Here is a 15256-nt window from a genome sequence, read left to right as displayed (position 1 = left end):
AAACTAAGAACATAAAATCTAAATACATTACGGAAAACCGTAAAGACAATTATGAAAACCAAAGCCTTAGCCCTGATAGAAGCGGCATCCTTTTTAGGCAAACGAAAAAGAGCTTATTAAACCGTAAACCTTCAGCCTAAAAAGATATAGCGGATAGCAGGAAGCAGCTCCTAAAAATCATTACAATTCCACTAAATATTCAACTTAAAATGTTCAAAAAATGAACACTAGAATTTTCGATAAAAATTTTGTAATTTTGCCGTCCAATAAAAGGAATTAGAAAATGTTAGATAGACTTCAATATGTAAAGCGGCTGTTTCGATGAGATTTCGGATTTGATTATTCAGCCGGATGTTATTTCTGATCAAAAACGTTATAAGCGACTTAACCAAGAATATAAAGGTATTAAAGCGCTTGTTGAAAAGAGAGAAGAGTACATCATAGTTTTAGCAAACATCGACGAAGCAAACGAAATTATTGCTGACGGAAGCGATGCTGAAATGGTGGAAATGGCCAAAATGCAATTGGATGAAGCAAAAGAACGTCTGCCAGAATTGGAGGAGGAAATCAAATTTATGCTTATTCCTAAAGATCCTGAAGACGCGAAAAACGTTATGGTGGAGATCCGCGCCGGAACGGGTGGGGACGAAGCGAGTATTTTTGCTGGTGACTTGTTTAGAATGTACACGAAATATTGCGAATCTATGGGATGGAGATCATCTGTTGTAGATATGAACGAGGGTACTTCTGGAGGTTTCAAAGAGGTTATTTTTGAAGTTACTGGAGAAGATGTATACGGAACTTTGAAGTTTGAAGCGGGTGTTCACCGTGTACAACGTGTTCCGCAGACAGAAACTCAAGGACGTGTGCATACATCGGCTGCAACGGTTATGGTTTTGCCAGAAGCAGAGGAGTTTGATGTTCAGGTAGATATGAACGATGTTCGTGTAGATTTCTTCTGTTCGTCTGGACCTGGAGGACAATCGGTAAATACTACGAAATCGGCTGTACGTTTAACGCACATTCCAACAGGATTGGTGGCGCAATGTCAGGATGAGAAATCACAACATAAGAATAAAGATAAAGCTTTGATGGTATTACGTTCTCGTTTGTACGAAATGGAATTGGCTAAAAAGCAGGAGGAAGATGCTAAAAAACGTAGTTCTCAGGTAAGTTCTGGAGACCGTTCGGCAAAAATCCGTACGTATAACTATGCGCAAGGTCGTGTAACTGATCACCGTATTGGTTTAACGCTTTACGATTTAGGAAATATCATGAATGGTGATATTCAGAAAATCGTTTCTGAGCTTCAGTTGGTTAACAACATGGAGAAATTGAAGGAAGCTTCGGAAGTTTACTAAATTTCTGAGATGCTAAGATACTAAGATGCTTAGATTCTAAGTTTTCTTTTAGGACTTTGTAATAATATTAAGCCGAACATTTGTTCGGCTTTTTTTTTGTGAAAAACCTTAGAATTAGAAGGTTGTAATATTTGAGAAAAAACTTAATATTTTGTTTCGAGGCATCTTAGTATTTTTAAGAAAAAAAATGTATTTTCGGCGCGTTTATAAGAAAAATATTAAGTTAAATTTAAAACATGCTATTACCCGACATGATAAACGGGATTTATTAACAAAATATATGAAGAAAATAATTTTACTTTTTGTTCTTGCTTTAGGACTAACATCGTGTTCTAATGATTCGCAGGATGATAATTCGCAACCAGAAGTTGTTTATGCTGACGTAAAACCAACGCAGTCAAAATATAAGGCTTATTATGGAGCTAAAATCACAAAATCTACAGGACAGGCATCAAAAACTGCTGAAGTAGGCTCTGGCACTGAAACTATAAAACCTGTTTCGGTTATTTTCTATCCAAGAACTCAAACTATCGGGTTCTCCAATATTTTTGATAATAGTACGGTGGAATACAAAGTAACTAATATTGTTAAAGAGGCATTAAAGACTATTTATAGTTTTCAAATCAACAATGTGGCGTATACTTGTACAATTTCAGCAAAAACAGATTCAACTGCTGCAAATGTTGTAATTAGTTTTTCGGGTGGTTCTTATAAGTTTGATATATCTGAATCTTCTCAAAACAAAATTGCAAAACTGGTTTCGAAAGTAATCTATACATCAAAGAATGTGAGCGATTTAGATTATGTTGTTGAATACACTTATGCAGATACTCTTTTAATAAAGTCAATTCGCAATTATAAAGATCAAGTTACTTTAAAGCCTTCGGTTTTAACTACTGATTATAAATATGATGGTTCGAGATTAATAGAAAAAACTGTTACGAATGATAATGGAAATTATACTAAAATAAGTTATGAATATGAGAACAATTTTATAACTAAAGCTACAAGTGTTTCGAGTACTAATCAAGTTAGGATATATATCTATGAGTACGATAATCAGGGAAGACTTAGTAAAGCGTTTGGCAAAACAGGTACAGGTACAAGTTTTTTTGACATAATAACTTATACTTATGAAAAAAATAAATTGACAAGTGTTGTTACGGATTCGGCACAATCATTCCGTGATACAGAAGTAAGTATTTACGAGAGTGATCGTAAACCTTTTTTGATCTCGCAAGAGTTGATTTTAAATCCTTTTCTGTATATGAATTTTACACATAGCGGTTACACAGATATGAATGGAGAGTATTCTGTTTATTGGGATAGAACGTTTGAATATACACCGGACGGTTATCTAACGAAGATGTTAAGTGAAGATGATTCAATGACATACGAATACATAGAGGAATAAAAAAAAAGCCGAACAAATGTTCGGCTTTTTTATGGATAAAAATTAGCATCGCTTTTTTAATGAAAATTTAATGTTCGGAATTTTAGATTTTTAAGGCTTTATTTCTTTAAAAAGAGTGTCATAAATTAAGACCAATACTACAGAAGAATATTGCGAAGTAAGATTTATAAGACTAGTGCGTAAAACTTAGTTTCTTAGAATCTTAGCATCTTAGAACCTAAAGAAAACTAGCTTTTTTTGCTGAATTTTTTATCTCATATTTGTCATGCTTTTATACCCAAAAAGAATACTAAACCAACCAAAACCAATCTAATTTATGAAGAGAACTTTACTTCTATTTTGCTTCTTTGGAAGCTTTTTTTATGCGCGATCGCAATCGTATTTCGGATTTAGAGATGATAATTTTGCTGGAATTCAGTCGGCATTGTTTAATCCTTCTAATATTGTGGATTCGAAGTATAAAGCCGACGTTACGTTTGTATCTGTAAGCGGAACTGGGCAAAATGATTTATACGGAGTTAATTTTGCCAATATATTAGACGGCGGTTACGATCTGGATACTCAAGCGAGCAGGAATTTCAAATCGAATAATAGGGGGAATTTTAATGCTGATATTATGGGGCCGTCTGTTATGTTTAATATTACGCCTTTGCATAGCGTTGCACTTTTTACGCGTGTGCGTAGTGTTACAAATCTAGTTGGCATAAACGGACAGCTTATTGATGAGGTTAATAAAGATGTAAATGCTTCTGATAATTTTTTAATTGCAGGCGGAAATCCGAATGGTGTTTCGAATTCTTGGGCTGAAATTGGAGCGAGTTATGCGACGGTTTTGTTCGATCGTGATGATCATTTTGTAAAAGGCGGAATTACTTTAAAATACTTAATGGCGGGCGTAAACGGTTATATTAACGGAAATGATTTGAACGTAGCTTTTACTAAAAATGAAGCAAATCCTTCGTTGAGCGAATATTATTCGACAGGAACAATAAAAACAGCGGCGAGTTATGATTATGCCAACGGAAATGATCCAAAGTTTGATATGGGATCGGCAGGAGTAGGAGTAGATTTAGGTTTTACTTATGAATATCGTACAAATTGTCATTCTTGCGCAGGAAACCGATATAAGTTTAAAGCAGCAGCTTCTATAACCGATATTGGAAAACTAAACTATAAAAATATTGTAGAGAATACTTATAATATAACAGGAAGAGTAACGCAAGCAAGATATTGAGGATGCAGATGATATTTTTGAATTTTTTGACGCTAACTATACTAAAATATCTTCTAGAAAAGGAGTGAAAGCAAATTTACCAACGGCTTTGCACACCAATTTTGATTGGAATATCAATCAAAGATTTTATTTGAATTTAAGTGGGGATTTCAGTTTAGTAGATGCCAAAAAAGTAAACGGAACTGCAATTGCCAATTCGGTAACTTTTTCGCCAAGATACGAAACAAGACAATTTAGCTTTTATGTTCCTGTAACGTATATGCAATACAGCGGAACGCAAATAGGAGCTGGTTTTAGAGCAGGTCCATTATTTATTGGTTCTGGAACTCTATTTACCAATCTGTTTTCAAACACTTCAAAAGGCTGTAACATTTACGCAGGTTTGAAATTACCGATTTATCAGGATTATAGGTAGAGGTTCTGAGATGCTAAGATTCTAAGGTTCTGAGTTTCTAAGGTTCTGAGTTTATGAAATTGAAGACATAAAAAAAACCGCAACTACAAAGTAGTTGCGGTTTTTTATTTTTAAGATCAGTAAGCAAGATTAAAAAAATCGAAGTATAAAACTTAGAACCTTAGAATCTTAGCAACTTAGCACCTTAAATATATAATTAAGGTCCTTTTCCATCACTTGTTTCCCCAAAAACGTATGATGGAATTAGACACCTAGAAATATCCTTGTGTATTCAAAACATTTATATAGATTCGAGTAAACGTATACACCGTTTTTTATCATTATTTCGCTAAACTTTTCCATAATAATTAAAATTAAGTTAAACAAATTACTCTCTAGACGGTTCGTATTGTGATGATTCTTCTTCTTCGGAAGATTCATGATGAGGTTTCGAAACCAGATTTGTTACGATAAGCTGAACGATTGAGCCCAAAACACCTTTGAACATCGAATCGCCTTTGCCGACAATAAATCTTTTTGCCAGATAACCAATTCCGATACTAATTGCCGACTGAGCAATATGACTTTTAAAACCAACAGTTTCGTTAATTTCCTCCACTGTATTTCTAATTAGATTAATAGGTTTTAAATTGTTCTTAATCTCGTCGATTTCGTCTTTTATATCGCACCATTCTTTATCTTGGCGAATTTCTAATTCCTCAATTTTTTGATTTAACTGATCAATATTGTAAATAGCCTCCATAGTCTTTTTATGTTTATTAATAATTAAATCATTTATTGGTTTCTTTCAGTATACTTGAAATGATCGTATTACCAATAGGAGTTTTTATCAATTTATGATGCGATTTCACAACCACAATCACTACAATAAGATAAAATAATGCCATGATAAAAAAGCCATAGTAGTACTCTCCAAGTTCTTTTCCAATCCATAAACTAATGCCAATATTTAGAAACAAAGTAAAAAATGCAACAACAATACCAATCGCTATCTTTGAAGCCAATGATGAAGCACCGTCAGCAACTGAACATACTGTTTTCAGTTTTAGTAATTCTAAACTTGTTTTAGCATAGTTTTCAGCTTTTTCATAAAGATTTAAGTCCTCGTTTGTTGTTGCATTTGGTTCCATGATATAGGGTTTTATGGTTTGAAAATTTCACTAATTAATATCTCGATTAATAGTTTGATTTTACTGTTTTAACGTCGTCTTTCAGCGTATTGTAATCTTCTTTAACTTGGTTAAGTTTAGATTTTCCTTCTTCGATAATTTCTTTACCGTTTGAAGTGATTGTGTTTACAATACCATCAAATTTTGTTTTTAGATTATCACCGTAATCTTTTGATTTATCTTTGATTTTTTTTCTTGTGTTTGACCCTTTGTCTGGTGCAAATAAAACACCTATGAATGCTCCCGCCGCTGCGGCTCCTAAAATTCCTAAAATTGTGCTACTAGTTTTCATAATAAATTAATTTTAATGGATTAATATTTAATAATTTGTTGATTTAATAAAAAGTGTGATTTTATACTTCTCGACCTTTAATTAGTCGAAGCAATACGGCAATAATGGCAATTACAAGAAGAATATGAATAATGCTTCCGAAACTGTAAACAAAGAACCCAAGAGCCCAAAGTATCACCAGAATCACTGCGATTGTATATAATAAGTTTGACATGGTTTTTTATTTTAATGGTTAATAATCAATTCTTTTAATTTAACTTATAAGAAAGATATAAAGTCAAGTTGCTGTTTTTTGCGTCAGGAAATGTATATGTTGTTCCTGCAACGGTTCTTTCTTTACCTACAGTGGTTAAACCGTAATTGTAACGTAATCCTACGCTAATTGGGTTAAAATCTACTCCAACACCAGCAGAAATACCTGCGTCAAATTTGGCAAGATCATCTGTGTCAATATCTTGGTCAAAATCAATACTTCCGTTTCCGCTTACTTTAGAGCTTACTAGATAAGAAGCGTAACCACCGGCGTGAATGTTAAAGTTTTTTGTCACATTAACTCGCACTAAAAGCGGAAGCTCGATATAATTAAGTCTAAATTTTGCATCCCCACTAGCAAGAGCGTTGTTGTATTCTAATTTTGCCCCTTTTGTGGTAAACAAAAGTTCTGGCTGAATTGCTACAAAATCTGAAATAGGAAGTGTAGCATAAACTCCGGCATTAAATCCGTATAAAACATTGTTGTCATCTACATCATCTCCGCTGCCGTAAAGATTAGACATGTTGAATCCTCCTTTTACACCAAATTCGGTATTTACATTATTGTCCTGAGCGTGCAGCATTCCAAACGAAGCTGATAAAAAAAGTGTTAAGGCGCATAAAAAATTGGCTTGTAATTTCATAGTAAAAAATTTAGTTAATAGATAGATAATAGGCGTTTATTCATTTTGTTTTTTTATTCTTTCAGTCTCTCGTAAGAGTTTGTATTGTTCGGGCAAAAAACGGAGAACCAGTTCCAAAATTTGTTTATCATTTGTTTCCTTAGAAATCTTTTCAAGTAATTCAATTTGATCACATAAAGCTTCTGTTGTGGCGTCGAGATAGATGCTGTTAAAATCTTTGTTGCTAGCATCAATGAGGTTGTACAGGTCTCGTTTGTGCATGGCGTTTATTTCAGTAATGACAATGAGCTTAGATGTGGCCATTTTGGTTACTTCTTGTAGCAACTGATTCTCTTCAATTTCTATTCTTTTGCTTAATTCCTGAACAATTACATCTGAACTTTTTTGTTGTGCAATTTGACTTTTTGAAATAATAGATTTGCTAATATTCGCCGCTGAAATAAAAAAGAAGACTTCTGTTTCTTCTCTGTCATTTTTTGCAAAAGCTTGATTTTTCAAAGTATTTTCAATCGGATTAATTTTTCTGCATGACGTGATGCAGACCACTAATACAAATAAGAAAAAGACTTTAAGATAAGTAGCTTTTAATGGGGAAATTGCTTTCATTATTAGTTCCTAAAGTATTACATTACAAAGATGCTAACGAATGAAAGATTTTCCTTTACAGCATAAAAATGAATCGTTATATAATTCCCATAACAGAATTATTTTTGGGTTTTATCCTTTTAAAATCAAAGGTTTGTGAAGTTTAAGTTTGGTGTAAAAAAAAGAAATTATAGAAAAATCTATAATTTCTTTTTTTGCTCTTAGTATAATGTAGCGATTTTTTTCTTACAAATTAAAATAAAATTTTAATCGGGCAGGAATACGGTAAATACAGAGCCTTTGCCCAAAGTACTATCGGCTGTAATATGGCCTTTATGATTTTCTACAATCTTCTTGCAGATTGCCAATCCGATTCCGGTTCCTGGATAGTCTGTTTTAGAATGAAGACGCTGAAAAAGAATAAAAATAGTTTCTTTAAACTGAGGATCAAATCCCATTCCGTTATCTGTAAAAGTAATTTTATGAAATTTCTTTATAGACTGTTCTAATATTTCTGGATACTCGGAAGAATTTACTTTTTCGCTAGAAATTGATATCTCTGGTTCAATATCAGGCTTACTGTATTTTAATGAATTTCCAATTAAGTTAATAAATAGTCGCTCGATCTGATATGGAATTACAGAAAGTTTTGGAAGTTTTGAAACCTTAATCACTGCTTTCTTTTCTTCGATTATTTCTGCCAATTCAGATTCTGCATTGCTTAAAAGGTCATTAAGGCTTGTTTTGATGAACTCTTTTTTCGTGGTATTCGTTCTCGAAAACAAAAGAAGATCGTCTATTAAAACACGCATTCTTTTTGCTGAACTTTCAATTTTAGTGATGTAATTTTTGCCGCTTTCAGACATGACTTTTTTATCGGCATCAGAAACTCTCGAAATAAAAGTTTGTATTTTTCTCAGTGGTTCCTGCAAATCGTGACTTGCCACATGATTAAATGAAGCCAACTCTTTGTTGCTTTTCTCCAACTCTTTATTTCTTTCCTGAAGTTCAATATTAAGAAGATGTTCGTCTGTAATATCAAAATTAATTCCAAGTAAAATTTTGCTTCCTTGTTGGTCGGTTACGAGTTTGCCCGTAGTTTTAAAATAACGAACTTCAAAATCGGGACGTACAATTTTGTAGTATACAAACGGAAGATGTTTCTTTTCTATAATTCCGTCAATTGCCTTTGCAACAGATTCTTTATCATCTGGATGCACGTATTTTAAAAGTGTTGCTTTATTGGGAGCAAAAGATTTTGGCTCAAGGCCTAATAATCGAAACTGATTGTCTGAGAAATCTATTTTGTCAGAATCCAAATCCCATTGCCAAGTGCTGAATTTACCGATATTTTCAGATTCAGAAATTAATCCGCTTGAGATTAAAAGCTTTTTATTGAATACTTTCAAGCGCTCAAAATCGCGGCTAATTTGTCTGTAAGATAATAAAATGAAGCTTAAAGCAACCAAGAATAGCGAAATAGAAAAAAGCGGACTTAATGAGATTTCGGCATCGTAAATTTTAAGCCTTTTTTTGAGATATGTTTTTTCAATATCGTTCATTTCGTCGACCTTAAAGCGAATGTTTTCCATTAAGATCCTTCCGCCAAACATGTGATTGTCGAGTTTTCTTTTGTCGTATGTTTTTGGATCGCTGTATTTTAAACAGTTCTCAAAAGAAACAAAGCGTTGGGTAATGAGTTTGAAAAGCTTCTGAAGATTTTCCTGTTGCGACTCATTATCAGCAGTTAGTTTTTTTAAGGTAATAAAAGAAGTATTTACCTTATCTCTCGAATAAATGTAAGGAGTTAGAAAACGGGCATTGCGAGTGATGATATATCCTCGCTGGCCCGTTTCTGCATCTTTTATAGCCGACATTAAGCGTTCGAGCTGTATGTTGATTTCGTAGGTATGCATAACCAATTTACTCGATTCGTTCAAGTCTTGATTATGTTTGTAAGCAATTGAAGAAAGAAATAACAGAATGAAAACTGCGATTACAAAAATAACTCTCAAAGAGTTTGAAGAATTAAAATTTGGTATCCATTTCATTGGTATGCTCTATTTTAGTCGCAGCAAGAAATTATCACGGTTTAACCCAGAGGTATGATAGTGCCAGTTTACAGTTACGACTTCATTAATTATTTTTTTCAGCGTATTGAAATCGCTAGGCTTTTTGATGTAAATATTAGCGCCTTGAATAAATGTGTCTTCAATATCTTCTTCAGACGAAGAAGTAGAGTAAATGGCAATAATTATATCTTTTAAGTGGTCCGTTTTTTTAATTTCAATTAAACATTCTTTACCTGTTTTTTTAGGCATGTTTAAATCTAGAAACAAAATATCAGGAAGTTTATTGTCTGTATTCATTAAATGATCCATTAACTGCATTCCGTCGTGGACAAAATTTACATTTGTCTGTATTTTTATTTCTTCAAATGCATCTTTAAAGAAAAGACGGTCATCTTCATCATCATCGGCCAATAAAATGTGTAATGCGTTTTTTTGCATTTTGATTGTGGTATTTGGGTTTTATTTTAAATTTTCTCTTCGTTTCTTAATAATTCTCTGAAAAGCAGATGGAGTAATACCAGTTGTATTTTTAAACTGTGTACTCAAATGCGCAACACTAGAATAATTTAGTAAAAAAGCAATTTCAGTCAAACTCATTTCATTGATAATGATTAGCTGTTTTGCTCTTTCAATTTTCTGTAAAATAATAAAATTTTCTATAGAAGAGTATGTTACTTCTGAGAAAACATTAGATAAATATCCGTAGCTGTGGTTTAGCTTCTCTGCCAAAAACACAGAACTTTTGTAATTATTGCTATCATCCATAAATACAAGCTCAATAATCGCATCTTTTATTTTTTGGACAAGTACACTTTTTTGATTTTCAACTACTTCAAAACCGCAAGGAGCCAATTTAGTTTTTAATTTCTCCAATGCTTCGGCATCAAGATTGTCTTCAATCTCAATTTCTCCAAATCCTAGAGTTGTAAAATTTACATTGTTTTCTTCTAAGTTTTGTTTTAAATAAAGAGAGCAAATGGTATTGATATCGAACTTTATAAATAGTTTCATTTTATAGAAATTTGGTTAAAGATACTTATTTTATTTGGTGTTTTTGCTTTTAAATAGCATAGAATTACATGAAAATGTGATTTTAAAATAAATTTTTCAAAAAAATACCGCCTAATATTTTTACTAGACGGTATTTCCCTGATTGAGTTGTAAGGATTTACAATTCTGACAGGATTTGATGAAATTCCTCTTTTGTTTTTCCCAGTTTTTTCTGAAGTCTTCCGTACATTTCGTCTTCTTTTCCTTCAGCAAACATCAAATCATCATCTGTTAGAGTTGCAAACTTTTGTTTCAGTTTACCTTTCAGCTCATTCCAGTTTCCTTTTATTTCTGTAGTATTCATGGTATCTCTTTTTTGTCATTTATTGTATTGTAAAATTGCAACTTCTCAAACAACATTTTGTTACATTTATTTTTTGGACTGTTGCATAATTTTCATTTTTTATGCGTGTTATTCCTGATATCGTCTCAGAATCCAAGCCATTTTTTCGTGTTCTTGCAGTAATCCTGTCACAAAATCGGCAGAACCTATATCATTATTTTCACTCTCAAAAATCGGAATATAGCCTCTAAATTCTGTTACCAATTGTTCATGGTTTTCTAAAAGTTCAGACAGCATATTTTTTTGCGAAGCATATTCTTTTGGAGATTCTTTTAAGGTAGAGTTATCTATAAACTCTTTCATTGTTCCAATCGTTTTTTCTCCCAACTGATTAATGCGTTCTGCAACTTCATCAATATTAGCCTCAAGCACACGATATTGCTCTTCAAACAATTTATGCAGTTCCATAAAACTATTTCCAGAAATATTCCAGTGAAATTTTCTTGTTTTTACGTACAATGTCATTTCATTAGACAAAATCGTAGCCAGCATAGAGGCACTCTTTTTTAGGTTCTTTGGTGTAATTCCGATATTTGGGTTCATAACTGTCTTTTTAAAGGGTTTATTTCAAAGTTACTTTCAAATTCAACCTTTTTATTACATAATTTTGTATAGATATTGCAGAAATTCAATGCGTTAGTTAAATAGTATAGGAAACCGAACAATTAAATAATTTACTCTTTGGTGCCATTTCGGCCATTTGCAATTAACCATTTACAATTCACAATTATAATTTGTAATTTTGCCGCACTAGCAAAATACAATATGACAACACAACAACTACACGAACAAATTCTTCAAAAAAAATCATTTTTATGCGTTGGCTTAGATCCTGATTTGACAAAAATACCGCAAGCATTTATTAGAAACAGAAGATCCTATTTTTGAGTTTAATAAAGCTATAATCGATGCAACTCACGATTTAACCGTTGGATACAAACCAAATACAGCTTTTTTTGAAGCATATGGAATAAAAGGCTGGATGTCTTTGCAAAAAACAATCAATTATATCAACGAAAATTATCCTGATATTTTTACGATTGCAGATGCAAAACGCGGAGATATAGGAAATACTTCTAGCATGTATGCAAAAGCTTTTTTTGAAGATCTAAATTTTGATAGTGTAACGGTTGCTCCATATATGGGCAAAGATTCTATTGAGCCTTTTCTAGCATTCGAAAATAAACATACTATTATGTTGGCTTTAACGTCTAACGAAGGCGCTTTCGATTTTCAGACTTTAGATACTGGTGGAAAAGAATTGTACAAAAAAGTTTTAGAGACTTCTAAAACTTGGAAAAACAGCGGAAATTTAATGTATGTTGTTGGTGCAACAAAAGCAGAATATTTTGCAGAAATTAGAAAAATTGTTCCAGACAGTTTCTTATTGGTTCCCGGAATTGGCGCTCAAGGCGGAAGTTTATCCGAAGTATGCAAATACGGAATGAATGATAAAGTGGGACTTTTGGTAAATTCGGCAAGAGCTATCATCTACGCTTCAAAAGGAACCGATTTTGCAGAGAAGGCTAGAGAAGAAGCTTTGAAAGTACAGCAGGAAATGGCTGAGATTATTGATTCTAAGTCTTAGGTTTAAAGTTAGCTTTGAACATAGTTTTAACGCAAAGTGCACAAAGGTTTTTCGCAAAGTTCGCGCTGTTTTATCTTTTTGAATTAAAGTTTTTTTAAGTTCTCAAAGCTTAGATAAAGCAATACTTAAATTTTTCTTTGAGAACTTAAAAGACTTTTTACAAGATTACAGATAATTTCTTTGTGCACTTTGCGAAAAACTTAGCGCACTTTGCGTTAAAACACACACACCAACAATTATGAAGCAAATAAAAGACCAGCTAGGTACTTTACATTCTTTTGAAACTGCTCCAAAACGTATTATTTCGCTTGTACCTTCTCAAACCGAATTATTATATGATTTAGGTTTGGAAGAAAAAATTATCGGAATAACGAAGTTCTGTGTTCATCCGTTTCATTTTAAATCTACCAAAAAGACTGTTGGCGGTACTAAGAAAATTCATTTCGAGAAAATAAAGATTCTTGAGCCAGATATTATCATTTGCAATAAAGAAGAAAACACGCAAGAAATTGTAGAGCAGTTAAGCGCAATCTGCCCAGTTTGGGTAACAAATATCGTTTCTATTGAAGATAATTTCCAGATGATTTCAGATTTCGGACAATTATTCAACTGTAGAACCGAAGCGCAAAAATGGAATGATAAGTTGGCTTTCGCCTTGAGCGATTTCAAAAATTATATTCAGAATATAAAAGAAAAGAAAGCGGCTTATTTTATTTGGAAAAATCCATATATGGTTGCAGGAAAGGATACCTATATAAATGAACTGCTTAAACTGAATCATTTTAAAAATATTTACGAAGACAAAGGACGTTATCCCGAAATCGAATTAAAGAAAATGCGTATTGAAGGCGATCCTGATATTGTTTTTCTTTCTTCAGAACCTTATCCTTTTAAAGAAGAAGATGCTTTTGAAATTGGAAGATTTACGCATCATGCCAAAACCATTTTTGTCGATGGCGAAATGTTTTCCTGGCATGGCAGTAGATTGTTAAAAGCATTTCAATATTTTAAATTACTTCACGAAAGATTAAAGAATTAGTTTTTGTTTGTTTCAGGTTTTTAGAAACTTAAACGCAAACTATGCTAAGTTATACGCAAAGTTCGCAAAGCTTTTTTTATTGCTTTGTGAACTTTGCGTTTTATTTAAAAACCTTGCAAAAGACCTTGCGCTCTTTGCGGTTAAAATAAGTTCAAAGTAAAGCAACAAGCAACAAAAAGCTTGAAATAAAAAATGCCGGTATCTCGAAGACGCCGGCATTATTTAACTAACCAAAACCAAAATAATAAATAACCAGTTTATTACACTACAAATGTCCGAAATAAATAAACCTTATGCTGTTAAGGTCTTGTTATTACTTTGTTGAAAATAAGTTAATGTATATTTTGAAAAAGTTTGCAATACAGAAAATGTACGCTTTTGGTAAGTAAACCAAGAAGAAAATAAGGTAAACTTGAAATTAAGAAAACCCAAAACATGAAACCAAATGATGATAAAAAAAGAATGCCGGCATCTCGAAGAAGCCGGCATCATTTAACTAACCAAAACCAAAATAATAAATAACCAGTTTATTACACTACAAATGTCCGACATATATCAATCTTATGCTGTTAAGGTTTTGTTATTACTTTGTTGAGCATACGTTAAGATTTTTTAGATCGTCGTTTTGAGCTTTCTGCAGTGCTAAATAATTTCAATTTATCAAAATTTACTAATTCTTAGTGTTATTTAGAAATTTGACAAAGACCATTTTGCTATCCTGATTACGTTTTTAAGTGTTTAGATGCTGAAACTCCTAATATGGAAAGATTGTGAAAAAAAACAACCCGACAGGATTTAAAACCTATCGGGTTAAATTATATTCAAAGATTAGAAAATCTTAGAGTCTTAGTAATTTTGAACCTTAAGAAAAAACAACAGTTTTATTGCTATAAACCATAGTTTTTCTTTCGGCATGCAATTTAATAGCTCTTGCTAAAACAATGCGTTCCAAATCACGACCTTTCATGATAAAATCTTCTACAGAGTGAATATGAGAAACTCTTGCGATATCTTGTTCGATAATCGGACCTTCATCCAATTCTTCTGTTACGTAGTGGCTTGTTGCACCAATAATTTTTACACCGCGTTTAAAAGCCGAATGATAAGGTTTTGCACCTGGAAAAGCTGGTAAGAACGAATGGTGGATATTAATAATTTTATTTTCGTAAAGCGAAATCACTTTTGGAGTAACAATCTGCATGTAACGCGCCAAAACGATAAAATTGATTTGATATCTTTTTAAAAGTTCTATCTGTCTAGCTTCACCTTCTTCTTTATTGTCTTTTGTAAAAGGAACATAGTGAAACGGAATATCAAAACGCTCTGCAATTGAACGTAAATCATTATGATTGCTTATAATCATAGGAATTTCGACTCCTAATTCATCTGCGCTGTAACGGCCTAAAATGTCAAATAAACAATGATCATATTTAGAAACAAACAAAGCCATTTTAGGTTTTTGTTCCTGATTGTACAAATCCCAAGACATATTGAAATCGGCAGCAATAGTCTTGCTGAATTTTTCTTTTATGTGGTCAATATTACTGCTCTGATTGGTAAATTCACATTCTAAACGCATGAAAAATACATTTTGCTCTACATCGACATGCTGGTCAATGTAGGTAATGTTTCCTTCTACCTTAGCAATAAAAGTAGTCACTGCAAGCAATAATTCCTTTTTGATCTTTGCAGTGAATAAGTATCGTTATTTTTTGCATTTTGGTCGTTTTGTTTTTGATTTTTCAGTTAATTATCAAGATTCATTAGTAAAAAACTTTGAACCTTTGTAGCTCTATTT

At 32.5% G+C, this 15256-nt stretch carries 15 protein-coding genes and 3 pseudogenes; 6 read left to right on the top strand and 12 right to left on the bottom strand.

The window, feature by feature from the left end; translation table 11 throughout:
* The first annotated feature begins 283 nt into the window (after positions 1–283).
* From prfA to P5P87_RS09310, 4 genes and pseudogenes are all read left to right on the top strand, one after another.
* Positions 284–1361 (top strand): annotated as a pseudogene (gene prfA, locus P5P87_RS09325) (peptide chain release factor 1).
* 280 nt (positions 1362–1641) lie between these two features.
* Positions 1642–2775, top strand: a complete 1134-nt coding sequence (locus P5P87_RS09320; protein ID WP_278022341.1) for a lipoprotein — start codon at positions 1642–1644, stop codon at positions 2773–2775.
* A 316-nt stretch (positions 2776–3091) separates the two neighbouring features.
* Positions 3092–4009 carry a DUF5723 family protein gene (locus tag P5P87_RS09315; protein ID WP_278022340.1) on the top strand — a complete coding sequence of 306 codons (918 nt, stop codon included), beginning with the start codon at positions 3092–3094 and terminating at the stop codon, positions 4007–4009.
* Positions 4005–4424: a DUF5723 family protein gene (locus P5P87_RS09310; RefSeq protein WP_340696691.1), complete on the top strand. Its 420-nt coding sequence runs from the start codon at positions 4005–4007 to the stop codon at positions 4422–4424. Before P5P87_RS09315 ends, P5P87_RS09310 begins: the two co-directional genes overlap by 5 nt.
* Positions 4425–4791: 367 nt before the next feature.
* Here the strand turns inward: P5P87_RS09310 and P5P87_RS09305 are convergent, their stop codons facing one another.
* From P5P87_RS09305 to P5P87_RS09255, 11 genes are all read right to left on the bottom strand, one after another.
* Positions 4792–5166, bottom strand: a complete 375-nt coding sequence (locus P5P87_RS09305; protein ID WP_198856934.1) for a hypothetical protein — start codon at positions 5164–5166, stop codon at positions 4792–4794.
* A gap of 28 nt (positions 5167–5194) precedes the next feature.
* The gene (locus P5P87_RS09300) at positions 5195–5554 is read right to left on the bottom strand and encodes a hypothetical protein (protein WP_198856935.1); all 360 of its coding nucleotides are present in this window, start codon (positions 5552–5554) and stop codon (positions 5195–5197) included.
* Between the two features lie 46 nt (positions 5555–5600).
* Entirely contained in the window at positions 5601–5885 is a 285-nt protein-coding gene (locus P5P87_RS09295; RefSeq protein WP_198856936.1) for a YtxH domain-containing protein, read from the bottom strand.
* Positions 5886–5946: 61 nt separating this feature from the next.
* Entirely contained in the window at positions 5947–6099 is a 153-nt protein-coding gene (locus P5P87_RS09290) for a lmo0937 family membrane protein (protein ID WP_111365189.1), read from the bottom strand.
* 34 nt (positions 6100–6133) lie between these two features.
* On the bottom strand, positions 6134–6781 hold the full coding sequence (locus P5P87_RS09285) for a porin family protein (protein ID WP_198856937.1): 648 nt from the start codon (positions 6779–6781) through the stop codon (positions 6134–6136).
* 36 nt (positions 6782–6817) lie between these two features.
* Positions 6818–7387 carry a DUF4142 domain-containing protein gene (locus P5P87_RS09280; RefSeq protein ID WP_198856938.1) on the bottom strand — a complete coding sequence of 190 codons (570 nt, stop codon included), beginning with the start codon at positions 7385–7387 and terminating at the stop codon, positions 6818–6820.
* A 245-nt stretch (positions 7388–7632) separates the two neighbouring features.
* Positions 7633–9417: a CHASE3 domain-containing protein gene (locus tag P5P87_RS09275; RefSeq protein ID WP_278022339.1), complete on the bottom strand. Its 1785-nt coding sequence runs from the start codon at positions 9415–9417 to the stop codon at positions 7633–7635.
* Between the two features lie 9 nt (positions 9418–9426).
* Positions 9427–9876, bottom strand: coding sequence for a response regulator (locus P5P87_RS09270; RefSeq protein ID WP_198856940.1), 450 nt, complete (start codon positions 9874–9876; stop codon positions 9427–9429).
* 21 nt (positions 9877–9897) lie between these two features.
* Positions 9898–10449 (bottom strand): helix-turn-helix domain-containing protein, encoded by a 552-nt coding sequence (locus P5P87_RS09265; protein WP_278022338.1) that lies wholly within the window; start codon positions 10447–10449, stop codon positions 9898–9900.
* A 157-nt stretch (positions 10450–10606) separates the two neighbouring features.
* On the bottom strand, positions 10607–10792 hold the full coding sequence (locus P5P87_RS09260) for a CsbD family protein (protein WP_198856942.1): 186 nt from the start codon (positions 10790–10792) through the stop codon (positions 10607–10609).
* A gap of 108 nt (positions 10793–10900) precedes the next feature.
* Positions 10901–11374: a Dps family protein gene (locus tag P5P87_RS09255; RefSeq protein WP_278022337.1), complete on the bottom strand. Its 474-nt coding sequence runs from the start codon at positions 11372–11374 to the stop codon at positions 10901–10903.
* Between the two features lie 222 nt (positions 11375–11596).
* On the opposite strand from P5P87_RS09255, the pseudogene pyrF reads away from it, so the two are divergent.
* A pseudogene (pyrF, locus tag P5P87_RS09250) lies at positions 11597–12419 on the top strand (orotidine-5'-phosphate decarboxylase).
* 238 nt (positions 12420–12657) lie between these two features.
* Positions 12658–13458, top strand: a complete 801-nt coding sequence (locus P5P87_RS09245) for an ABC transporter substrate-binding protein (protein WP_278022336.1) — start codon at positions 12658–12660, stop codon at positions 13456–13458.
* Positions 13459–14320: 862 nt separating this feature from the next.
* On the opposite strand, the pseudogene purU reads toward P5P87_RS09245, so the two are convergent.
* Positions 14321–15176, bottom strand: a pseudogene (purU, locus tag P5P87_RS09240) (formyltetrahydrofolate deformylase).
* Positions 15177–15256: the final 80 nt, after the last annotated feature.

The sequence above is a fragment of the Flavobacterium ginsengisoli genome, from assembly GCF_029625315.1.
Classification (GTDB): domain Bacteria; phylum Bacteroidota; class Bacteroidia; order Flavobacteriales; family Flavobacteriaceae; genus Flavobacterium; species Flavobacterium ginsengisoli.
This window is presented reverse-complemented; position numbering and strand designations above follow the sequence as displayed.

Coding starts and splice junctions, on each gene's coding strand:
- P5P87_RS09320 (WP_278022341.1), top strand. CDS start 1,642: ATGAAGAAAATAATTTTACTTTTTGTTCTTGCTTTAGGACTAACATCG.
- P5P87_RS09315 (WP_278022340.1), top strand. CDS start 3,092: ATGAAGAGAACTTTACTTCTATTTTGCTTCTTTGGAAGCTTTTTTTAT.
- P5P87_RS09305 (WP_198856934.1), bottom strand. CDS start 5,166: ATGGAGGCTATTTACAATATTGATCAGTTAAATCAAAAAATTGAGGAA.
- P5P87_RS09300 (WP_198856935.1), bottom strand. CDS start 5,554: ATGGAACCAAATGCAACAACAAACGAGGACTTAAATCTTTATGAAAAA.
- P5P87_RS09295 (WP_198856936.1), bottom strand. CDS start 5,885: ATGAAAACTAGTAGCACAATTTTAGGAATTTTAGGAGCCGCAGCGGCG.
- P5P87_RS09290 (WP_111365189.1), bottom strand. CDS start 6,099: ATGTCAAACTTATTATATACAATCGCAGTGATTCTGGTGATACTTTGG.
- P5P87_RS09285 (WP_198856937.1), bottom strand. CDS start 6,781: ATGAAATTACAAGCCAATTTTTTATGCGCCTTAACACTTTTTTTATCA.
- P5P87_RS09280 (WP_198856938.1), bottom strand. CDS start 7,387: ATGAAAGCAATTTCCCCATTAAAAGCTACTTATCTTAAAGTCTTTTTC.
- P5P87_RS09275 (WP_278022339.1), bottom strand. CDS start 9,417: ATGAAATGGATACCAAATTTTAATTCTTCAAACTCTTTGAGAGTTATT.
- P5P87_RS09270 (WP_198856940.1), bottom strand. CDS start 9,876: ATGCAAAAAAACGCATTACACATTTTATTGGCCGATGATGATGAAGAT.
- P5P87_RS09265 (WP_278022338.1), bottom strand. CDS start 10,449: ATGAAACTATTTATAAAGTTCGATATCAATACCATTTGCTCTCTTTAT.
- P5P87_RS09260 (WP_198856942.1), bottom strand. CDS start 10,792: ATGAATACTACAGAAATAAAAGGAAACTGGAATGAGCTGAAAGGTAAA.
- P5P87_RS09255 (WP_278022337.1), bottom strand. CDS start 11,374: ATGAACCCAAATATCGGAATTACACCAAAGAACCTAAAAAAGAGTGCC.
- P5P87_RS09245 (WP_278022336.1), top strand. CDS start 12,658: ATGAAGCAAATAAAAGACCAGCTAGGTACTTTACATTCTTTTGAAACT.